Annotated in this window: 25 protein-coding genes; 12 read left to right on the plus strand and 13 right to left on the minus strand. The window is 58.2% G+C overall.

Annotated features, from left to right (window positions below):
- Positions 1-4: 4 nt before the first annotated feature.
- The 11 genes from V8J85_RS04690 to V8J85_RS04740 form a co-directional block, all read right to left on the minus strand.
- Positions 5-1,228 (minus strand): cysteine desulfurase, encoded by a 1,224-nt coding sequence (locus V8J85_RS04690; protein WP_339952519.1) that lies wholly within the window; start codon positions 1,226-1,228, stop codon positions 5-7.
- Positions 1,225-1,812, minus strand: a complete 588-nt coding sequence (locus V8J85_RS04695; protein ID WP_339952520.1) for a YIP1 family protein — start codon at positions 1,810-1,812, stop codon at positions 1,225-1,227. The genes V8J85_RS04690 and V8J85_RS04695 overlap by 4 nt, the downstream gene beginning before the upstream one ends.
- Positions 1,812-2,312 (minus strand): hypothetical protein, encoded by a 501-nt coding sequence (locus tag V8J85_RS04700; RefSeq protein ID WP_339952521.1) that lies wholly within the window; start codon positions 2,310-2,312, stop codon positions 1,812-1,814. The genes V8J85_RS04695 and V8J85_RS04700 overlap by 1 nt, the downstream gene beginning before the upstream one ends.
- Positions 2,312-3,601 carry a SufB/SufD family protein gene (locus tag V8J85_RS04705; protein WP_339952522.1) on the minus strand — a complete coding sequence of 430 codons (1,290 nt, stop codon included), beginning with the start codon at positions 3,599-3,601 and terminating at the stop codon, positions 2,312-2,314. Before V8J85_RS04705 ends, V8J85_RS04700 begins: the two co-directional genes overlap by 1 nt.
- Positions 3,601-4,356 (minus strand): Fe-S cluster assembly ATPase SufC, encoded by a 756-nt coding sequence (gene sufC, locus V8J85_RS04710; RefSeq protein WP_339952523.1) that lies wholly within the window; start codon positions 4,354-4,356, stop codon positions 3,601-3,603. The genes V8J85_RS04705 and sufC overlap by 1 nt, the downstream gene beginning before the upstream one ends.
- Positions 4,357-4,419: 63 nt before the next feature.
- Complete coding sequence (locus tag V8J85_RS04715; RefSeq protein WP_339952524.1) at positions 4,420-5,016, minus strand: hypothetical protein; 597 nt, start codon at positions 5,014-5,016, stop codon at positions 4,420-4,422.
- 28 nt (positions 5,017-5,044) lie between these two features.
- Positions 5,045-5,554: a hypothetical protein gene (locus V8J85_RS04720; RefSeq protein WP_339952525.1), complete on the minus strand. Its 510-nt coding sequence runs from the start codon at positions 5,552-5,554 to the stop codon at positions 5,045-5,047.
- Between the two features lie 128 nt (positions 5,555-5,682).
- Positions 5,683-5,868 carry a hypothetical protein gene (locus V8J85_RS04725; protein WP_339952526.1) on the minus strand — a complete coding sequence of 62 codons (186 nt, stop codon included), beginning with the start codon at positions 5,866-5,868 and terminating at the stop codon, positions 5,683-5,685.
- 20 nt (positions 5,869-5,888) lie between these two features.
- Positions 5,889-7,412: a Fe-S cluster assembly protein SufB gene (sufB, locus tag V8J85_RS04730; RefSeq protein WP_339952527.1), complete on the minus strand. Its 1,524-nt coding sequence runs from the start codon at positions 7,410-7,412 to the stop codon at positions 5,889-5,891.
- A 12-nt stretch (positions 7,413-7,424) separates the two neighbouring features.
- Positions 7,425-8,456, minus strand: a complete 1,032-nt coding sequence (locus tag V8J85_RS04735; RefSeq protein WP_339952528.1) for a cysteine desulfurase family protein — start codon at positions 8,454-8,456, stop codon at positions 7,425-7,427.
- 93 nt (positions 8,457-8,549) lie between these two features.
- On the minus strand, positions 8,550-9,011 hold the full coding sequence (locus V8J85_RS04740; RefSeq protein WP_339952529.1) for an Rrf2 family transcriptional regulator: 462 nt from the start codon (positions 9,009-9,011) through the stop codon (positions 8,550-8,552).
- A gap of 162 nt (positions 9,012-9,173) precedes the next feature.
- Here V8J85_RS04740 and V8J85_RS04745 point away from each other — a divergent pair, with 162 nt between their 5' ends.
- Positions 9,174-9,827, plus strand: coding sequence for an alpha/beta hydrolase (locus V8J85_RS04745; RefSeq protein ID WP_339952530.1), 654 nt, complete (start codon positions 9,174-9,176; stop codon positions 9,825-9,827).
- A gap of 2 nt (positions 9,828-9,829) precedes the next feature.
- Positions 9,830-10,426, plus strand: a complete 597-nt coding sequence (locus V8J85_RS04750) for a hypothetical protein (RefSeq protein ID WP_339952531.1) — start codon at positions 9,830-9,832, stop codon at positions 10,424-10,426.
- A gap of 16 nt (positions 10,427-10,442) precedes the next feature.
- Here the strand turns inward: V8J85_RS04750 and V8J85_RS04755 are convergent, their stop codons facing one another.
- Positions 10,443-10,739, minus strand: coding sequence for a hypothetical protein (locus tag V8J85_RS04755; RefSeq protein ID WP_339952532.1), 297 nt, complete (start codon positions 10,737-10,739; stop codon positions 10,443-10,445).
- 710 nt (positions 10,740-11,449) lie between these two features.
- Between V8J85_RS04755 and V8J85_RS04760 the strand changes: the two genes are divergently transcribed.
- The 5 genes from V8J85_RS04760 (at position 11,450) to V8J85_RS04780 (ending at position 13,359) form a co-directional block, all read left to right on the plus strand.
- On the plus strand, positions 11,450-11,779 hold the full coding sequence (locus tag V8J85_RS04760) for a TfoX/Sxy family protein (RefSeq protein WP_339952533.1): 330 nt from the start codon (positions 11,450-11,452) through the stop codon (positions 11,777-11,779).
- Positions 11,780-11,797: 18 nt separating this feature from the next.
- Complete coding sequence (locus tag V8J85_RS04765) at positions 11,798-12,292, plus strand: hypothetical protein (protein WP_339952534.1); 495 nt, start codon at positions 11,798-11,800, stop codon at positions 12,290-12,292.
- 45 nt (positions 12,293-12,337) lie between these two features.
- Complete coding sequence (locus V8J85_RS04770; RefSeq protein WP_339952535.1) at positions 12,338-12,742, plus strand: DUF4112 domain-containing protein; 405 nt, start codon at positions 12,338-12,340, stop codon at positions 12,740-12,742.
- Between the two features lie 67 nt (positions 12,743-12,809).
- Positions 12,810-12,983, plus strand: coding sequence for a YqaE/Pmp3 family membrane protein (locus tag V8J85_RS04775; RefSeq protein WP_339952536.1), 174 nt, complete (start codon positions 12,810-12,812; stop codon positions 12,981-12,983).
- A complete protein-coding gene (locus tag V8J85_RS04780) occupies positions 12,976-13,359 on the plus strand; it encodes a DUF4112 domain-containing protein (RefSeq protein WP_339952537.1) in 384 nt (127 codons plus the stop codon). The genes V8J85_RS04775 and V8J85_RS04780 overlap by 8 nt, the downstream gene beginning before the upstream one ends.
- Here V8J85_RS04780 and ndk read toward each other — a convergent pair.
- Positions 13,356-13,778: a nucleoside-diphosphate kinase gene (gene ndk, locus V8J85_RS04785; RefSeq protein ID WP_339952538.1), complete on the minus strand. Its 423-nt coding sequence runs from the start codon at positions 13,776-13,778 to the stop codon at positions 13,356-13,358. The two genes, V8J85_RS04780 and ndk, sit on opposite strands and share 4 nt — an antisense overlap.
- 119 nt (positions 13,779-13,897) lie before the next feature.
- On the opposite strand from ndk, the gene V8J85_RS04790 reads away from it, so the two are divergent.
- Genes V8J85_RS04790 through V8J85_RS04810 form a run of 5 tightly spaced genes read left to right on the plus strand, consistent with a single transcriptional unit; the run spans position 13,898 to position 19,064 of the window.
- Positions 13,898-15,208: an MFS transporter gene (locus tag V8J85_RS04790; protein WP_339952539.1), complete on the plus strand. Its 1,311-nt coding sequence runs from the start codon at positions 13,898-13,900 to the stop codon at positions 15,206-15,208.
- A gap of 36 nt (positions 15,209-15,244) precedes the next feature.
- On the plus strand, positions 15,245-17,089 hold the full coding sequence (locus V8J85_RS04795) for an ABC-F family ATP-binding cassette domain-containing protein (RefSeq protein WP_339952540.1): 1,845 nt from the start codon (positions 15,245-15,247) through the stop codon (positions 17,087-17,089).
- Positions 17,090-17,096: 7 nt separating this feature from the next.
- The gene (locus tag V8J85_RS04800) at positions 17,097-17,783 is read left to right on the plus strand and encodes a DUF6998 domain-containing protein (RefSeq protein WP_339952541.1); all 687 of its coding nucleotides are present in this window, start codon (positions 17,097-17,099) and stop codon (positions 17,781-17,783) included.
- A gap of 56 nt (positions 17,784-17,839) precedes the next feature.
- Positions 17,840-18,469: a MarC family protein gene (locus V8J85_RS04805; protein ID WP_339952542.1), complete on the plus strand. Its 630-nt coding sequence runs from the start codon at positions 17,840-17,842 to the stop codon at positions 18,467-18,469.
- A 16-nt stretch (positions 18,470-18,485) separates the two neighbouring features.
- Complete coding sequence (locus tag V8J85_RS04810; protein ID WP_339952543.1) at positions 18,486-19,064, plus strand: retropepsin-like aspartic protease family protein; 579 nt, start codon at positions 18,486-18,488, stop codon at positions 19,062-19,064.
- The last annotated feature ends 63 nt before the right edge of the window (positions 19,065-19,127 follow it).

A 19,127-nucleotide genomic window follows, 5' to 3' on the forward strand; every position in this document is an offset into this window, starting at 1 on the left:
GCACCTAGCCGAACAGGTCATGGCACAGCTCAAGCGCATCGACGAGCACGTCGACCTCTTCCCTGGTGTTGTACATCGCGAATGACGCCCGGCAGGTGGCGCCGACGCCCATATGTTCCATCAGCGGCATCGCGCAATGGGTTCCGGCGCGCACGGCGACGCCTTTCTTGTCCAGCACGGTCGAGATGTCGTGGGCGTGGGCCGCCCCATCGAGGGTCAGTGAAAAGATCGCGCCCTTCGTTTCCGACCGGCCCTGAACGTTGATCCAGTTCAGCCCGTCCAGACGGTCGCGGGCATAGTCACGGAGGCCGCGTTCGTGGGCGGCGATCGCCTCCATCCCGTGACCCATCATGTATTCCAGTGCCACGCCAAGGCCGATCATCTGGACAATCCCGGGCGTTCCTGCCTCGAACTTCATCGGTGGATCGTTCCATGTGACCGTATCGCGGGTCACGTCCCGGATCATGTCGCCGCCGCCGATAAACGGACGCATCTGGGCCATCTGATCGGGGTGAACGTAGATCGCGCCGGACCCGGATGGGCCATAGAGCTTATGCCCCGTGATCGCGTAGAAATCGCAGCCGATATCCTGCACGTCCACCGGCATGTGGACGGCGGCCTGCGATCCGTCGACCAGCACGGGCACGCCCTTGGCACGGGCGCCTTCGGTGATCGCCTTTACATCGACGACCGTGCCCAGAACGTTGGACATATGGGTGACGGCGACCAGCTTGGTTTTCGGGCCTATCGCGTCGATCACCTTTTGTGGGTCCAGATCGCCATTGGCATCCACATCGACCCATTTGATCACCACGCCTTGCCGTTCCCGCATGAAATGCCACGGCACGATATTGGCGTGATGCTCCATGATCGACAGCACGATCTCATCCCCCGCTTCAAACCGGGGCATGGCCCAGCCATAAGCGACCATGTTGATCCCCTCGGTCGTGCCGGAATTCATGATGATGTCGTTTTCGGACGGGGCATTCAGGAATTTGGCGATGATGCCCCGCACGCCCTCATACCGCTCGGTCGACAGGTTGCTGAGGTAGTGCAACCCGCGATGCACGTTGGCGTATTCCTCGGCGTAGCCACGGGTTACCGCATCGATCACGACCTGCGGTTTCTGGGCCGAGGCCCCGTTGTCGAGATAGACCAGCGGTTTGCCGTTCACCTCGCGCGACAGGATCGGGAAATCGGCACGAATTTTCGCCACATCGTAAGTCATGTCGCCCCTCCGGGATTGACGCCCAAAACAGCCAGAACCAAACCGCCGATCAGACCCATCCCGACAAGCGCCATGACCAGTACCACCAGCGATTTTGCGATGCTTTTGAAACCGTGCAGCACGTTGATGAAGTTCAGGATGCACCACAACAGGCCACCCAATGCAATCATGCTGTAAAGCGCTGCCATATAGGGGCTGATCAGGACAAGCGGGATCTGGATCGCTTCGACGGTCAGGCTGACGGCGTGGAACCACACCATCAGCGTCAGCGTGCCATGTAGATCACCGTCGCCATCCAGGGCGCGCCCGGAATAGAACAAGGCATAGATCATCAGGGCGAGTGACATCCCGATCAGACCGGCCAACCCGAATGGTGACATCGACACCGCGGCCGCACCCTCGGGCGCCGGAACAAGCGCCTGCACCGCCGCGAACATCAGCACATGCAATACGGCGATCAATGCGATCGCCAGCCACAGCGCCTGCGTTGGATAGCTTTGTTTCAGCGTTTCCCGCGCGATATCCGCGGGCTCGATCAGGCTTAGCCAGACCGCGCGCATCCACCCCTGAAAGGTTATCTGCATCAACCTCGTGCCGCCTCTTTGAATGACAGAAACCAGATCAGTGCAAAGGCCAGCAGCCACAACGCCCCGACCAGATTGGCCTCGAACCCCGGACCGATAAAGCCACGAACCAATCCATGCAACAGCAGCAGAGGCGTTGTTGCAAGAAGTGTCCAGAAGAAGACCAGACGGGCGGCGTACCAGCTGACGCTCGCACCGACGGCGCGACCGATGATCCGGGTCAGGGCCGCCAGCCCATACAAGGCCAGCGGCAGCATGATCACGACAGCATAGAAGGTATATGTCATCATCCCTTCCATATTCACATCCTCTGGCCAGGGTGACGGTTCGAACCCGCTAGAGATCCGCGACAGCCGTGGCCATTGCGCGACGAAAATCAGGAAACAGGCGATCATGACGAAGGCGATCGCGCGATCCTCACGTTTGCCACGGTTCAGCAAATCACGCGCCACTTCCCGTGGCGCGCGCCATGTACGCACGATGTCGGAAGTGACCGGCATTAATCTACGCGACGCAAAAGCCAACCGTCCAGCCGGTCGCGCAGCGCATCGGCCAGCACGTCATTGTCGATTTCCTCCAATGCTTCGGCAAGGAAGGCCAGGGTCAGCATATTCGTCGCCGTGTTTTCCGGCACCCCGCGCGAACGAAGGTAAAACAGCGCATCCTCATCGATCGCGCCTGAAGTGGACCCATGCGAACAGGCCACATCATCGGCGTAGATTTCCAGCTCGGGTTTGGCGAGGAACTGGCTGTCCTCATCCAACAGAAGCGACTGGCTGATCTGGTAGCCATCTGTCTTTTGTGCACCTTCCTTCACAAGAATTTTGCCCTGGAATACGCCCGTCGCGCCGTTGCGCAGGACCTTCTTGAACACCTGACGGCTTTCGCAATTCACTGCATCATGGGTGATGAAAACCGTGTCGTCGTGATGAAAGTCGTTGCCATCGCCCACGCAAACACCAGCGACATGGGCCACGGCCTCGTCTCCGACGATCTCGATCACACATTCGTTCCGGGTCAGTCGCCCGTTGAAGGTCAGTGTGAAGGACTTAAACGTCGCCTCCTTCCCGATCCGGGCAAAGCAATGCGTGATCGCGCGCCGTTCGTGATCGCGGCCTTGCGCGCGGACATGATGGAACGTGCCGCCGTCGGCGACATCGACCTCGAGTTGTTTAGAAAACCGGGCCGCAGCCGGGCCGGTTTCGAGGATCGTGACCTCGGCCCCGTCTTCGATCTTTACCACGTTGTGCAGGATGGCATCCGAGTTAACATCATTGTGCAAATAGATGAAATTGATCGGCTTTTCCGCCTTGCCGGTCGCACGAATGACAACACCGTCCGTGGCCATCGCCGTATTCAGCGCGGCCAGAGGTCGTTCTACCGGGTCCTGCCCCCGTGCCTCGAGCATGCCGTAGACATCCTTGACCCAGTGAATGTCGGTCTGCATCGCATCGGCCAGACGTTCGATTTCAACACCACCGGCCTGCAGATCATCCGACATCGCGGCATCGAAAACACCATCCACGAACACGATCCGCACACGGTCGACATCGTCGAACAGCGGGCCTTCGTCGTTGTGAAACAGGGCTGCCTTTGGCGCGGATATGTCGGTCAGCGAGGTCGGATCGGTGTATTTCCAATACTCATCCCGCTTCGTCGGAAGCCCCATCCTGCGCACGCGCGCCAGCGCATCCTGCCGCGCCTTTTGCGCCCAGGCGGCGCCGTCCGGCAGGGTCACCCCTGCCAGACGCGCCTCGGTCAGATCGGTTTTCATTTGTGCCAGTGCCATCAGGCCACCTCTGCCAGAATATCGCTGTAGCCGTTGTTTTCCACTTCGAGCGCCAGTTCGGGCCCGCCGGATTTCACGATCTTTCCGTCCGCCATGATGTGCACGACATCCGGTTTGATATGGTCCAGCAGGCGCTGATAATGGGTGATCACGAGGAACGACCGCCCTTCGGAGCGCAGGGCATTCACGCCTTCGGCCACCAGTTTCATCGCATCGACGTCGAGGCCCGAATCGGTTTCGTCCAGCACGCACATTTTCGGTTCCAGCATCGCCATCTGCAGTATTTCGTTGCGCTTTTTCTCACCACCGGAGAAACCGACGTTGACCGGGCGCTTGAGCATGTCGGCGTCGATCTTCAAGGTCTTCGCCTTGGCGCGCACCTCTTTCAGGAAATCCGCCGCCGAAAGCTCTTCCTCGCCGCGCGCTTTGCGCTGCGCGTTCACGGCGGTCCGCAGGAAGGTCATGTTACCGACACCAGGAATTTCCACCGGGTACTGAAAGGCGAGGAACAGCCCCAAGGCGGCCCGTTCGTCTGGCTCCATATCCAGCAGGTTCGCGCCCTCGAGCGCTGCTGATCCCGCCGTCACTTCATAGCCATCCTTGCCGGACAGAACGTAGGCCAATGTCGATTTCCCCGAACCATTCGGGCCCATGATCGCGTGCACCGATCCCGGCTCGATCTTCAGATCGACACCTTTGAGGATCTGTTTGTCTTCTTCTTCCAGTTGAACGGCCAGGCCTTTGATTTCCAGCATCTTTTTCTCCTTCAAATCGCGGTGGGGTCGTCTGTTCCCGGACACCGCGTGTTGTTTCATTCATTAGAAAGGTACGGTGAATACCGACATCATCCGGCTCAGCTGCATGGGATCGATCGCCTGCGGTTCGACCTCAAATCGGGCCATGCGCCCGCAAATGTCCGGCGCACCGCCATAGTCTTCGGCCACATGGTAACGGCGTCGTCCGACATAATCGTCAAAGTAGATCGTGATCGGTTTCTGCGTGCGAAAGACCGCCGTCAGAAAACATGCCGCGCGAAACCGACCGTCGATCAGTACCACGTCCGGCTGTACGAAATCAGCGCGATCCCATACACTTAGCGGATAGCTATGATAATTGCGCCACCGACTGTCATCGACCGGGCGCCCCCATTTTCCGACGGGCCCGATGTTGACCGGGTGCAATACCGGCATCGAGGCAGGCTTTGTCTGATCCAGATAGGCCTGCAGGTTGTCCGACCAGGCACTGTCGCTTTCGACGGAAAACACCGTCTTGCCCGGCATTTCGGACGCAAGGACCGTCGACCCGCCAGAGCCATACTCCAGGATGACGTCCGCCTTGTGATAAGCGTCAGTGATCCACGCCGCTTCACCTTCGGGGAGTGTCAGTTCGGGTCGGGAAATCGTCTTTACAGCCATGGGGAAAAGGCCCCCATGGTGGGATGGATCAGAGACCGATCGTGGTGTCGTGCAGTTGCAACGACATCGGTGCGGTCCGGGCACGGACGGTCTGGACGTATTCCGTCGAATAGATAACGGCAAGTTCCTGCGGGTAGGCCCACATCAGGTTGTGACCGGCCACCAGCATCGCTGCGGCCCCGATCATCTGTGACGCGCGCAATAGAAACTTGCGGTGACGCATCATCGCGGACATCAGCAGTAGAAAGAATGCACCCAGCAAAAGATCGGTCACCAGCGTCATGTGCGACACGTCCGACAGGCCCAGATACCGCACGCGCAACGCCTGCGCGATCACCATGGCCAGCGCGCCGATCAGCAGCGAGACAGTTATCTTGCCGAACGACATCTTGCGACGCTTCGCATCCTTGCGAATAGTCTCGTGAGAGGTGTGCTTGGGCACGTCCATGTTCAATTCGGGATCGTAGTACGATTTGTTGAGCGGATTCTTGATCCGCTTGATCCGCGCATTGAAATCCGATTGCCCCAAATTCGCCATATCGCCGTGCTCCACCACTCTCTGGTTGTGCGAACACTTTCACGCAATCGGGGCGGAAACGGGGCCGCGACATGACGGCGCGATGACCCTTTCGGGAATAATCGATGGGATGTGTCATGATAGAATCCTCACCCTTCATCCCGCGATCGGCGCAGGACCAACGCCGCGAAAAGCGAACCGCAAAAGCCCGATACGAAGGCGATGATCATGCCCGGAACGAACGTCACCAAAGTTCCCAACGCAGTCACCGCCAGCGCGAAAATGGCGCAGAAGCAGCCCGTCAGGCTGGCTGATATCAGGATCGTTTTCCACATCGCCCGTCCCCGCCGCGGATTTAACCGACCGAACCTTCCAGCGAAATCGCCACCAGCGCCTGCGCCTCCATCGCGAATTCCATCGGCAATTCCTGCAGCACTTCCTTGCAGAATCCGTTCACGACAAGGGCCACGGCCTCTTCCTCATCCATGCCGCGGCTGCGGCAATAGAAAAGCTGGTCGTCGTCCACCTTGGATGTGGTCGCCTCATGCTCTACCCGCGAGGAATTATTCTTCACCTCGATATAGGGCACGGTGTGCGCCCCACATTTGTCGCCGATCAGCAGTGAGTCACACTGGGTATAGTTGCGTGAATCCTTTGCCTTAGGGTGCATCGATACGAGGCCGCGATAGGTGTTCTGTGCCTTGCCCGCGCTGATCCCCTTGGACACGATCCGCGACTTCGTATTCTTGCCCAGATGCACCATTTTCGTGCCGGTATCGGCCTGCTGCATGTTGTTGGCGATGGCGATCGAGTAAAACTCGCCCTGGCTGTCGTTGCCGCGCAAGATGCAGCTTGGATATTTCCACGTGACCGCCGAACCGGTTTCCACCTGCGTCCACATCACCTTGGCCCGGTCTCCGCGGCAATCGGCGCGTTTGGTGACAAAATTGTAGATACCGCCATTGCCTTCCTCATCGCCGGGATACCAGTTCTGGACGGTGGAATACTTCACCTCGGCATCTTCCTCGACGATAATCTCGACGACGGCAGCGTGCAGCTGGGCCGTATCACGCTTGGGCGCAGTACAGCCTTCGAGATAGGACACGTAAGATCCCTTGTCGGCGATGATCAGCGTCCGCTCGAACTGGCCGGTATTTTCGGCATTGATGCGGAAATAGGTACTCAGTTCCATCGGGCAGCGCACGCCCGGTGGGACATAAACAAACGACCCGTCGGAAAACACTGCCGAATTCAATGTCGCATAGAAGTTATCCGACGGCGGTACGACCGATCCAAGATACTTTTTCACCAGTTCCGGATGCTTCTCGATCGCTTCGGAAATCGAACAGAAGATAACGCCGGCCTTCTCCAATTCCTTCTGGAACGTCGTTCCGACAGATACGGAGTCGAAGACCGCATCCACGGCGACCTTGCGACCTTCTGCCGGGGCGTCTTCGGCCCCTTCGACACCGGCCAGGATCATCTGTTCCTTCAGTGGGATACCCAGTTTTTCGTAAGTCGCCAGCAATTTGGGATCGACCTCGTCCAAAGATTTCGGTTTTTCCTCCATGCTTTTCGGGCGGGCATAATAGTAGATGTCCTGAAAATCGATGTCCGGGTAGCTGACCATCGCCCAGGTCGGCTCTTCGATCTTTTCCCAGCGTTCAAAGGCCGACAAACGCCAGTCGGTCATCCATTCCGGTTCCTTGTTCTTGGACGAGATCAGCCGCACGATATCAGGGTTCACGCCCTTGGGCGCATACTCCATCTCGATCTCGGTATTCCAACCATGCTTGTACGTGCCCGAGAGTTCCTTGACCGCATCGACCGTTTTCTGATCGACACCTTCCTTGACGTCTATTTGATCCATAGCGTTCATCTTCTTTCCCTCTCAGGCGGCCTTGCGCCGCGCCCGCTTTTCCGTCCAGGCCTGCACGAAACGCATGACCTCATCCTCTGTCGTGTCCAGCCCCAGCGATACGCGCAGCGCGCTGGCGGCTTGATCATCATTCAGGCCCAATGCCTTCAAAACCCGGCTGACCTTGACCTTGCCGCTCGAACAGGCCGACCCGGCCGATACGGCAAATCCGGCAAGGTCCATCGTCATCACCTGCGTCTCGCCTTTCCATCCCGGCGTGACGAAACACGACGTGTTGGGCAAACGATGCAAACCTTTCCCGACAAAAATAGTCTCGTTTTCGGTGGCCTCAATAGCACTTTCTAGAATATTTCTAAGTTTTGCGACACGGTCCCACTTTCCGGCCGCCAAATCGTCCTGCGCAGCTGCGGCGGCAGCGCCCATGCCTGCAATCGCAACCACATTTTCGGTGCCCGACCGGCGGCCCATCTCCTGCCCGCCGCCCTTGATCTGCGCGGCCACATCCGTTCCTTGCGGAAAGACCAGGGCGCCAACGCCTTTGGGCCCGCCGAACTTGTGGGCGGACAGAAAAACCATGCCGATCCCCGACCAGCCAACGGCAAATGGCAGACGGCCAAAGCCCTGCGTGATGTCCGACACGGCCAGACCCTGCGGCAGGTCCTGCACGATCCCGGTCTCCGAATTGGCCAGCTGCAGAGTGGATCCCGCCGGATCATCCACCTGCACAAAGCCGCTCACGACCGGCAAGGATGGATCTGTCCACGCATGCACCGCGTCATGCTCGATAGGTGCCGCCTTCAACGCGCGGCCGGCCAGTGCCAAAGCCGCCGCCTCGGTCGCCCCGGAAGTAAACACCACATCCGCGCCAGACGCTCCGACAGCCTGAGCCACCTGCGCCCGCGCGCGCTCGACAATCGCCTTTGCCGCACGCCCCTCGGCATGCACCGACGACGGATTGCCGACCACATCCATCGCCGCCAGCATCGCCTCCCGCGCCTCCGACCGCAGCGGCGCCGTCGCGTTATGATCCAGATAGATTCTCATCGCTTCTTTTGTTCAAAAATACCGCGGGGGAGGCCGCAGGCCGGGGGCAGCGCCCCCACAAAACATCTCTTGCTGCGCAGCCGCTCCGTTTGATTACGCATCATCCACGACCTCGAACAATGCCGGCACGGCCGGACAGGGCGCCAATTCATTTCCGACCACGTCGGACAATCTGGCCTGGTGCAGGAACACATAGACATGCGCACTCAACCCTTCCCATAGCCGGTTGGTCATCGATTGCGCGCGACTGCCTGAAGCGGCGCCCGTCGCCCCTGCCCCCTTGTGCATTGCCGAAACCGTCTCATCGACGGCACCCAAAATCTCGGACACGCGGATATCCGACGCGGGACGTGCCAACCGATAGCCGCCCCCCGGTCCACGGACCGACTCCACCAGACCTGCCCGGCGCAATTTCACGAACAACTGCTCCAGATAGGGCAGCGAGACATCCTGGCGCTTCGATATCTCCGTCAGGTTCACCAGATCATCACCCTCTTGCAGCGCCAGATCGGCAAGGGCTACCATCGCATAGCGTCCCTTGGTGCTCAATTTCATGCGGCCAGCCCCCCGATCCGTGCAATTCCATTGACGATACAGGCCCACGACATTAATTGCCGTGCAACCAGCGGCTTGGAACAGTACAAGTTTAGAATCTTTCTAAGGTGCCCTTGCGTTGTCGTCAACAATGCAAACGGGCCGACAAATAACGGAACATACATGCCCGAAGTCATCTTCCCCGGACCAGAAGGACGCCTCGAAGGGCGCTATCACCCGCAAAAGGACCGCGACGCGCCGATCGCCATCATCCTTCATCCGCATCCGCAATTCGGGGGCACGATGAACAATCGGGTGGTCTATAACCTTCACTACGCTTTCCACCAGATGGGCTTTACCGTCTTGCGGTTCAATTTCCGTGGCGTGGGGCGCAGCCAGGGGGAATACGATCAGGGTGTCGGTGAGCTCAGCGATGCGGCCTCCGCGCTCGATTATCTGCAATCGATGAACAACAATTCCAAGCATTGCTGGGTGGCGGGTTTCAGCTTTGGTGCCTGGATCGGCATGCAGCTTTTGATGCGGCGGCCCGAGATTACTGGCTTCATCTCTGTCTCGCCCCCAGCCAACATGTACGATTTCAGCTTCCTCGCCCCCTGCCCGTCATCCGGCCTGATCATCAACGGCACGAATGACCGCGTCGCCCCGCCGCGGGACACGGTCAGCCTCGTCAACAAGCTGCACGAACAAAAGGGCATCACCATCACCCATACCGAGATGGACGGCGCCGGACATTTCTTCGAAGATCCGCATATGGACCCCATGATTGACACAGTTAAGACCTATGTTCGGCGGCGACTCACCGAAAACACGAGATAGCAATGGCTCAATCCTACCTCGACAAAGTCGCCAATGAACTCGCCGATCTCGCGCTCGCGGATCAGGCGGCGTCGGGTGATATCGCTATTGTCGATCAGGTCGGGGAGGTGCTTGGCGCCTCTTCGCAAATCCTGCAAGAAACGTACAATACCGCCATCCGCGTTCGCCGGGCCGAGGCCCGCGCGCGTGAATTGCTGGCCGCGCGCAAGGCCAAGGGATTCAAACTATCACCAAAGCCCGCGCTCCCGTCACAGGACGTGCTGGAAGATGCGGAGATCGTCGAAACCACCACGGAAGAGGTCGTCACCGAGGTGACCGAAGAAACGTCTGCACCCGAGGAAATCTCGGCCACGAAAACCTTTGAAGAGGCCAAAGCGCGTGCCCGCGCCGAGGCGGAAGCGAAAGCGCAGGCCGAAGCCGAGGCGAAAGCCAAAGCGGCGGCAGCAGCGAAGGCGGCCGAAGAGGCGGCAAAGGCGAAATCCGACAAGCCCAAACCCAAAGCCGTGCCAGCGCCCTGGGATCTTGACGGGCTGGACGTCGACGATTCCTCACCCGCAGCCGACAACAAACCGGCAGCGCCAAGACGTGTTACACGATAGGTTCGCTTATCGGTTATCAACTCTGGATTGAAACCGCGCCGGTTGGTTGGTCGGCATATTCATCTTGCTGTGGATAGACGGGGCGACCAACGGCCACTTTTCTTATCAAGAAGCGGATTGTGCTGCCGGGCAAAAAATCTGCAGTACGATCCTCATTCTTGTTCCATATTGGTTTATGCCGATTTTGTTCATCGCCCCGTTGGCATTTGCCATCGCTCCAGTCCCTGTTCACTTTGAACTTGCGCGTCATTGGTTTTTCCCGGGCTGTGCTGCGTTGCTGATCGCCACACTGTTGTTGAAAGGCTGCTTTCATACCGAACCGTGGGACTGTTTACGGAATGAGGTGCAGATCGACATGCGCCCCGACAACCAGCCGGACCATCAGTAGTCGGTTCCGAGTGGCCACCGAGATATCGAAAATCTTTTTGCTGCCAATGCGACGACCGAATTCCGCGCAGATTTCACACGCCGCGTTACAGTTCTGTTGCACTGGCAGGCTTCACGCATATGCGAACAGAGTGTTTCCCATTCCAATGCCTTTGCAACTGGCGGGTATTAGCCTGTGGATAAAATCCATAAATCTCAATCACTTCCACCGCAAAACTAAGATGGGACCCTGCCAACCCCCCCCAAAAACAAGGGTATGGGTCACATATTTGTCACTTCACAACCCCGAGTAGGGCAAACCTGACTGGTCTGATCCGGCGTATCATGGATACACTTCAACCATAGTGAGTTGTTTTTTGTGTCACAGATAAGGACCAGGAACATGGCCTCGAACAAACCAAAAGAGCAGAACCAAGCCGCGGCACCGAAACCAAGAAAGCCGCGCCCGGAAAGCCCCAAGAAACCGCCGACGACCGTTTTCACGGATTTCGCGAGTATCTGAGGTTGACGAATTCCTGCCGCGCGATGTGCGCGTGCAGCCAATCAGGCCAGTGGGCCCGATCAAGATGCGATGGTCCTCCCCCGTCGCAGCGTGGTTCCACTGGCCCTTGGCGGTCGGGCTGATAATATCCCGACATGGCCAAATTGACGACCATCCGTAATATCGGACCCGCCTTTGAGGAATCCCTGATCGCTGCGGGGATCAATACGGCGGAAGAATTGCGTGAGATGGGTGCCGATACCGCCTATACCAAATTGCTTGAAAACGGGTCGAGGCCGCATTTCATCGGCTATTATGTCCTGCACATGGCCCTGCAAGGTCGCCCTTGGAATGATTGCAAAGGCGAAGAAAAGAAAGCCCTGCGCAAGCGGTTTGACGAGATCAAAGCGCAGTCTTTCGATGAGGACCGGTCCGCGTTCGAACGGATGCTGAACCAGATCGGCGTGGGGACATTTGAACGGTAACCTCAATTCATGTCGCTGATGTTCATCGTCTTTTGTTTCAGTGGCCTTGCGGCATTTGGTCTTGCTATTCTCACGATCAGGTATCGACAGTCTACGTCACGGTCCGAGGCGCTCTGCATCGTGTTGGTCGTCACGCTATCTGGGACTTTTTTCGGCGTATTGAGCTATCTTTTGATATCGGACACTTATGCGCGGCTGAGCTATCCCGACTTTCAAGCGACGATCGTCGATTATGAAAGCGAGACGGATGAGGACAACCTGCTCATGCATCGCGCGATACTCCGGTTCACCGACATGAACGGGGATATGATCACAAGACCCAGTCAACACAGTTCCAGCATTCGACCGACAATCGGTAGTACACCTCAAATCTACTATCAAGACGGGCATTTGTACGAACCCTCTTTCATTGGCCTGATCATATTCCTCATCTTTATTCCGCTCACCGGAATGATTGTCTTTTTTGCCCTCCGTTTTGTCATAAGCGCCTCAAGATCAACGGTAAATTTTTAAGTGAATACCCTTCACATTTGATATGTTCATACCTATGTAAAAGGTATGAACATTGAACAAGACATTGATTTTGAACTTGAGCGGATGCGCAAGGTCGCTTTGCGCATGGATGCGCTGTTTCTTATTCCGGGCACGAATGTCTCGCTGGGGCTGGACAATATCGTCGGTCTCGTTCCGGTCGTCGGTGACGTTGCCGCGATGATGCCAGGCGTCTGGATGATCCATCGGGCGCGACGCCTTGGCGCGCGTCCCGGTACGTTGGCCTATATGATCACCAATACGGTGATCGACTTTGCGATAGGGACGATCCCGATCGTTGGTGACATTTTCGATGCCGTTTACAACGCGAATATCAGGAATTATCGGGCGCTGATGCGTGATCTGAATAAGCGTAGCGCCATGGCAAAACCGGTACACAGACCATCGATGGGCTGCATCAAAGCCGTTTGATCGGGAACGAAACCCGGCCTGTCCGCATTATAATTTCAATCGTCAGTCATGAATGAAAGGACATATCATGGACCTGATCCGCATCATTTTCGCCGTCATCCTGCCCCCTCTTGGTACTTTTCTTCAGGTCGGTTTGGGCAAGCATTTCTGGCTGAACATCCTTCTGACGCTTCTTGGGTATGTTCCGGGTATCGTCCATGCCGTCTACATCATCGCACGCGACAAGCCATCGCATGCCTGACGACGCCGCCTTGACGCAGCTGGAGTGGCTGGCAGACCAGATGGATAACCTGGTCCGTATACCGGGCACGCGCGTCAGGGTCGGCCTTGACTCAATCCTTGGCTTGATCCCAGGTGTCGGCGATGTGGTCTCCCTGGCGCCGGCCGCCTTGATCATCCATCGCAGTCATCGCATGGGTGCCTCGAAACCGGTGCTGAGGCGGATGGTTTGGAACACATTTATTGACGCACTTATCGGCAGTATTCCCTTGGTCGGCGATATCTTCGATATCGGTCACAAGGCTAACAAGAAGAACGTTGCGCTGTTGCAGCAGGATCTGGAAAAGAAAAAGGTGCATGAGGCGGCACCTTCTACGCATTCAGATCGCGCGGCTTAACCGACCAATTCGAGGCCCGAGAAGAAAAACGCGATCTCTTCCGCGGCGGTTTCGGGGGCGTCGGACCCATGAACCGAATTTTCGCCGATCGACAGCGCGAATTCCTTACGGATCGTTCCGGGGGCCGCGTCTTCGGGGTTGGTTGCGCCCATGACTTCGCGGTTCTTCGCGATGGCGTCTTCGCCTTCCAGCACCTGCACGACGATCGGTTCCGAAATCATGAATTCGCACAACTCACCGAAGAACGGGCGATCCTTGTGAACGCCATAGAATTGCTGTGCCTGTGCAAGCGTCAGCTGGATGCGCTTGGATGCGACGACCCGCAATCCGGCCTCTTCGAATTTGGCGGTGATCTGACCCGTCAGGTTCCGTTTGGTCGCGTCGGGCTTGATGATGGAAAAGGTGCGCTGAATGGCCATGGTATTCCTCTATCGGGATGATGTGTTTCGGGCGGTCCGTATCACGGCTTTTTCCAGCGGAAAAGGGATGATCTGCGCCGAACTGGCGACAGGCACCCTCATCGGGTTAGTGTTTTGGTATGTTGCAGCTTTTGGTCCATCCCGTCTTCGGCAGGCTGTTCGCCGCACAGGTGGTCGCGTTGGTCGGCACGGGGCTATTGACCGTTGCCCTTGGCCTTTTGGCCTATGACCTGGCTGGCTCGGCGGCCAGCAGGGTTCTGGGTACGGCCTATGCGATCAAAATGGTCGCTTATGTGGGCCTCGCCCCCATTGCCGGAGCGCTTGTCGCGAAGATGCCCCGTAAGCGGGTCTTGATCGGGGCGGATATCGTCCGTGCGCTTGTTGCGCTTACCCTGCCCTTCATCAATGAAATCTGGCAGATTTATCTGGCGATCTTTTTGCTACAGACCGCTTCCGCGACTTTCACACCGACCTTTCAGGCCACGATCCCCGATATTTTGAAGGATGACGACGACTATGCCAAAGGTCTGTCCCTGTCCCGTCTTGCCTATGATCTGGAAAACCTGGTCAGCCCCGCACTGGCCGGACTGTTGTTGTTGATCATCACCTATCACTGGCTGTTCGGTGGAACGGTCATCGGTTTCGCGTTGTCGGCGCTGCTGATCGTCGGCACCCGGCTGCCGCAACGCACAGACGATAAAGATCGCCCGTTTCGCGACCGCCTGACCCGAGGTTTGCGGATCTATCTGGCCACCCCGCGGTTGCGCGGGCTTTTGGCCCTGACGCTGACCGCCGCAGCAGCGAGCGCCTTTGTCATCGTCAATACAGTGGTGTTGGTCCGCGACACCCTTGGCGGAACCGACGGAGATGTCGCGATCGCCCTTGCCGCCTTTGGCGCCGGATCAATGGCCGCCGCACTAACATTACCCCGGCTGTTGAAGAAACGCGGGGACCGCCCCGTCATGATCGGCGGTGCGGTTTTACTGTGTGTGATCATGGCGGTGCAGTCCGTGATCTATCCCGGCTGGATCGCATTCCTGTTGCTTTGGGGCGCGACCGGCATCGGCTATGCCACCACGCTGACGCCGCAAGGGCGGCTTTTGCGCCGGTCGGCCCATAATGAGGACCGCCCGGCTGTCTTTACCGCCCAATTCGCGCTATCCCATGCCTGCTGGTTGTTCCTTTACCCGTTGGCAGGCGGTCTGATGACGACTTATGGCGCGCACGTCACTTTGGGCGTGTTCGGTGTGATCGGTGCGGTGGGTGTCGCCCTTGCCCTGCGCCTGTGGCCCTCGGGCGATCCCGAAGTGATCCTGCACAGTCACCCCGACCTGCCGCCGGATCACCCCCATGTGCAGGCCCACGGACGCAGCCATGCACATGCGTTGATAATCGACGACGAACACCACGTCTGGCCAACGCAAGGCTGATTGACCCCACCGCCGCGATCAAGCATAGCCCGCCCCATGCTGAAGATTTCCGACATCACCTATTCCGTCGAAGGCCGCACGCTGGTCGAAAACGCGACCGTCACGATCCCGACCGGACACAAGGTGGGGCTGGTCGGGCGCAATGGCTCGGGAAAGACAACGCTCTTCCGGGTGATCCGCGGGGAGATGGTGCTGGATACAGGCACAGTCAGCATCCCCAAAGGCTGGCAAATCGGCGGCGTCAGTCAGGAAGTGCCAGGCAATGAGGTGTCGCTGATCGACACCGTACTCGCCGCGGATACCGAACGTGCGGCGCTATTGGCCGAGGCCGAAACCGCCACCGACCCCCAACGCATCGCCGAGGTCCAGACCCGCCTCGCCGATATCGATGCCTGGTCGGCAGAGGCACGGGCGGCCACCATCCTGCGCGGCCTCGGCTTTACCAATGACGAACAAAGGATGCCTTGCTCTGCCTTTTCGGGCGGTTGGCGGATGCGCGTCGCGCTGGCGGCTGTCCTGTTCAGTGAACCCGACCTCCTGCTGCTGGATGAACCGACCAACTATCTGGACCTCGAAGGCGCGTTGTGGCTCGAGGCTTATCTGGTCCGCTATCCTCACACCGTTCTGATCGTGAGCCATGACCGGGAACTTCTCAACCGCTCCGTCGGCGGCATCCTGCATCTGGAAGACAAGGGGCTGACCTATTACACCGGCACCTATGACAGCTTCGCCAAACAGCGCGTGGCCAAGCGCGCCGTGCAAGCAGCAGCGGCGAAAAAACAGGACGCCCAGCGCGCGCACCTGCAGGCGTTCGTGGACCGGTTCAAGGCCAAGGCCTCCAAGGCCAAACAGGCCCAATCGCGGGTCAAGATGCTGGAGCGGATGGAGACGATCCGCGCCCCCGAGGACGCCGCGCGCACCGTCTTCACCTTTCCGGAACCCGAAGAACTCTCGCCCCCCATCATCGCCACCGAAGGCGTCGCCGTCGGTTACGGCAACCACATCGTCCTCCACGATCTGGACCTGCGGATTGATCAGGACGACCGGATCGCGCTTCTGGGGCGGAACGGCGAGGGCAAATCAACCCTCTCAAAAATGCTCTCCGACCGGCTGCCCACAGCCCGCGGCAAGATGGTCCGGTCCAACAAGCTGCGCATCGGCTTCTTTGCCCAGCATCAGGTCGACGAACTCCGCATCGAGGAAACACCCCTCCAGCACCTCCAACGGGAGCGGCCTGAAGAACAACAATCCAAACTCCGCGCCCGCCTTGCGGGTTTCGGACTCGGCGCCGACCAAGCCGATACCGAGGTCGGACGTCTCTCCGGTGGCCAAAAGGCGCGGCTGTCGCTGCTGCTGGCCACCCTGCCCGCGCCACATCTGTTGATCCTCGACGAACCGACGAACCACCTCGACATCGAATCCCGCGAGGCGCTGGTCGAGGCGCTGACGGCCTATTCCGGCGCCGTCATCCTCGTCAGCCACGACATGCACCTGCTTTCCATGGTCGCCGACCGGCTCTGGCTGGTGAAAGGCGGACGGGTGAAACCCTACGAGGACGACCTGCAGGCCTATCGCAAGATGCTGCTGACGCCCGACAAACCGACGGAGAAACCCAAACCCGTCAAGGCGACCAAACCCAGCCGCGATGCGATCATGGCGCTTCGAGCAGAGGTGCGCAAAAGCGAAGAACGTGTGAACAAAATCAACGACATGCGCGACAAACTCGCCAAAAAACTCGCCGACCCGGCGCTCTACGAAGACGGGAAGGCGGGCGAGTTGGAGACGTGGAATAAGAAATACGCCGAAGTCATGGACGGGCTTGAGCGGGCCGAGGGGCTGTGGATGGCCGCGCTGGAGAAACTGGAGAAGGCGGAGAGTTAAAGCACAGATGTCGCTGACCCAAACGCAAATTATTCAATCACTGGCCGAAGGTCTTGCTTGGTTCGAAAAAGAACTGGGCTGGGGCGTATCACCCGGAGAGCTCAATCATCTCACTGGCCGCATCGGTGAATTGTACGCTGCCATGATAACACGCGGGCAGATGGCGCTGGAAACAAATCAACGCGGTTATGATGTCATCAGCGCCGAAAACGAACGCATCTCAGTAAAAACCGTCACCTCAAGCAATCACGTATCCTTCAACCCGAGCACCTTCGACCAAGTTGACAGGGTAATCGTGCTAAGGGTCAACATTGACGAAGAAGACGGAGTTTCTGTTGAGATCCTCCTTGATTGTTCATCGGTCGATTTTCTGGAAAATCATGGCCAGATCAAAAACAACGGAAAATACGTATTTGCCTTGTCAACAAATACTCGGCCAAAGAAGTCCTTAGAGAACTTGCAAGTTTCAAATGAGGCGCAATGGAAAAGCTATTCGATTAGACAGTTCGAAAACGGGACCATACAAGTGCTTATTGAGGGCAGTGTTCAACAGGTCGCAAAACCCCATTTGCGCGCCATCGCTGCCCAGATTGGTATTGATCTGCTTAACAGTAACTCTGGCACAAAAAACACACGTCAACTTGGGGCAGACCTTATCAAGATGATACGGGCGAAAGCTGAAAAGCAATTATGAAGCTAAGCGAAAAACTCTGAAATATCACATAGCATAGATAGATATCAGCACGTTTTATGACCGAACTCCCCGCCCTCATCACCGCTCTCACAACGATGTTCATCATCATCGACCCACCGGGTCTAGCGCCTGTATTCATTGCCCTCACCCAAGGCATGACTCCAGCACAACGCCGCGCCATCGCGGTCCGGGCTTGTGTCGTGTCCGCCGTGTTGATGATCGTTTTCCTGTTCCTTGGAGAAGCTGTCCTCGGCTTCATCGGCATCTCCATGGATGCTTTCCGTATCGCCGGTGGCATCCTTCTGTTCCTCACCGCACTTGACATGCTGTTCCAGCGCCGTCAGGCCCGGCGCGAGGATAGCGCGGCGGAGGGTCAGGCGGAACATCACGACGACCCGTCTGTCTTTCCACTCGCCCTGCCGCTGATCGTCGGGCCCGGCGCGATCACCACAATCATCCTGCTCGCCGGTCAGGCCGAGGGCGCCGCCGACTTCGGAGCCATCGCGGGCGTTCTGATGACCGTCCTGCTGATCGTCTTCCTCGCCTTCCTCGCCGCCCCCTCCATCGAACGCGCCTTGGGCAAGACCGGGCTGAACATCGTCACCCGCGTTCTTGGTATGCTGTTGGCCGCCCTCGCCGTACAGTTTGTGCTGGATGGGCTCAGGGGTTTCGGGATCGGCGGCTAGCCCCTATATCAGCATCATGAGCACAGACCAGTATATGCAAATGATCTATCTCGTCCTGCTTGGGACGGCGATCGCAGGATCATACCTCGTTTCCCAACGCGGCAATATGGGCCAAACGGCGCAATATGCGGCGATCTGGGGGCTGATTTTCGTCGGCGTTGTCGGGGCCTACGGGCTTTGGGGCGATATCTCGAACGATATGATCAGCCGCCAAAGCGTCGTTGATGGGGAAAGGGTCGAAGTGCCCCGCAGCCGCGACGGGCATTACTATCTGACCCTGCAGATCGACGATACACCTGTCAGGTTCGTGGTCGATACCGGGGCCAGTCAAGTCGTGCTTAGCGCTGAGGATGCGCGGCGGATCGGTTTCAACCCGGCCGATCTGAACTTCATCGGCCAGGCCAGCACTGCCAACGGCATCGTCCGCACCGCACCGGTCTGGCTGGAAGAGGTGGCGCTGGGCGATATCGTCGACCTGGACGTGCCGGCCGTGGTCAATGACGGACAGATGGATGAGTCCCTGCTTGGGATGACCTATCTGGGCCTTTATGACCGGATCGAGATTGCCGATGGCCGCCTGGTTCTGATCCGATGAGGGGTCTGTTGGTTGTGGTATTTTTCATCGCTGGATGCGCCCCGACGCCAAGCGAATTGCCCG

Origin of the sequence: Yoonia sp. 2307UL14-13, from assembly GCF_037572755.1 — a bacterium.
Taxonomy (GTDB): domain Bacteria; phylum Pseudomonadota; class Alphaproteobacteria; order Rhodobacterales; family Rhodobacteraceae; genus Yoonia.

Coding starts and splice junctions, on each gene's coding strand:
- V8J85_RS04770 (WP_339952535.1), top strand. CDS start 12,338: ATGAACATTGAACAAGACATTGATTTTGAACTTGAGCGGATGCGCAAG.
- V8J85_RS04765 (WP_339952534.1), top strand. CDS start 11,798: ATGTTCATCGTCTTTTGTTTCAGTGGCCTTGCGGCATTTGGTCTTGCT.
- V8J85_RS04775 (WP_339952536.1), top strand. CDS start 12,810: ATGGACCTGATCCGCATCATTTTCGCCGTCATCCTGCCCCCTCTTGGT.
- V8J85_RS04810 (WP_339952543.1), top strand. CDS start 18,486: ATGAGCACAGACCAGTATATGCAAATGATCTATCTCGTCCTGCTTGGG.
- V8J85_RS04725 (WP_339952526.1), bottom strand. CDS start 5,868: ATGTGGAAAACGATCCTGATATCAGCCAGCCTGACGGGCTGCTTCTGC.
- sufC (WP_339952523.1), bottom strand. CDS start 4,356: ATGCTGGAAATCAAAGGCCTGGCCGTTCAACTGGAAGAAGAAGACAAA.
- V8J85_RS04735 (WP_339952528.1), bottom strand. CDS start 8,456: ATGAGAATCTATCTGGATCATAACGCGACGGCGCCGCTGCGGTCGGAG.
- ndk (WP_339952538.1), bottom strand. CDS start 13,778: ATGGCCATTCAGCGCACCTTTTCCATCATCAAGCCCGACGCGACCAAA.
- V8J85_RS04760 (WP_339952533.1), top strand. CDS start 11,450: ATGGCCAAATTGACGACCATCCGTAATATCGGACCCGCCTTTGAGGAA.
- V8J85_RS04705 (WP_339952522.1), bottom strand. CDS start 3,601: ATGGCACTGGCACAAATGAAAACCGATCTGACCGAGGCGCGTCTGGCA.
- sufB (WP_339952527.1), bottom strand. CDS start 7,412: ATGAACGCTATGGATCAAATAGACGTCAAGGAAGGTGTCGATCAGAAA.
- V8J85_RS04740 (WP_339952529.1), bottom strand. CDS start 9,011: ATGAAATTGAGCACCAAGGGACGCTATGCGATGGTAGCCCTTGCCGAT.
- V8J85_RS04715 (WP_339952524.1), bottom strand. CDS start 5,016: ATGGCTGTAAAGACGATTTCCCGACCCGAACTGACACTCCCCGAAGGT.
- V8J85_RS04695 (WP_339952520.1), bottom strand. CDS start 1,812: ATGCAGATAACCTTTCAGGGGTGGATGCGCGCGGTCTGGCTAAGCCTG.
- V8J85_RS04745 (WP_339952530.1), top strand. CDS start 9,174: ATGCCCGAAGTCATCTTCCCCGGACCAGAAGGACGCCTCGAAGGGCGC.
- V8J85_RS04790 (WP_339952539.1), top strand. CDS start 13,898: ATGTTGCAGCTTTTGGTCCATCCCGTCTTCGGCAGGCTGTTCGCCGCA.
- V8J85_RS04780 (WP_339952537.1), top strand. CDS start 12,976: ATGCCTGACGACGCCGCCTTGACGCAGCTGGAGTGGCTGGCAGACCAG.
- V8J85_RS04700 (WP_339952521.1), bottom strand. CDS start 2,312: ATGCCGGTCACTTCCGACATCGTGCGTACATGGCGCGCGCCACGGGAA.
- V8J85_RS04690 (WP_339952519.1), bottom strand. CDS start 1,228: ATGACTTACGATGTGGCGAAAATTCGTGCCGATTTCCCGATCCTGTCG.
- V8J85_RS04755 (WP_339952532.1), bottom strand. CDS start 10,739: ATGAAAGCAGCCTTTCAACAACAGTGTGGCGATCAGCAACGCAGCACA.
- V8J85_RS04750 (WP_339952531.1), top strand. CDS start 9,830: ATGGCTCAATCCTACCTCGACAAAGTCGCCAATGAACTCGCCGATCTC.
- V8J85_RS04800 (WP_339952541.1), top strand. CDS start 17,097: ATGTCGCTGACCCAAACGCAAATTATTCAATCACTGGCCGAAGGTCTT.
- V8J85_RS04795 (WP_339952540.1), top strand. CDS start 15,245: ATGCTGAAGATTTCCGACATCACCTATTCCGTCGAAGGCCGCACGCTG.
- V8J85_RS04805 (WP_339952542.1), top strand. CDS start 17,840: ATGACCGAACTCCCCGCCCTCATCACCGCTCTCACAACGATGTTCATC.
- V8J85_RS04720 (WP_339952525.1), bottom strand. CDS start 5,554: ATGGCGAATTTGGGGCAATCGGATTTCAATGCGCGGATCAAGCGGATC.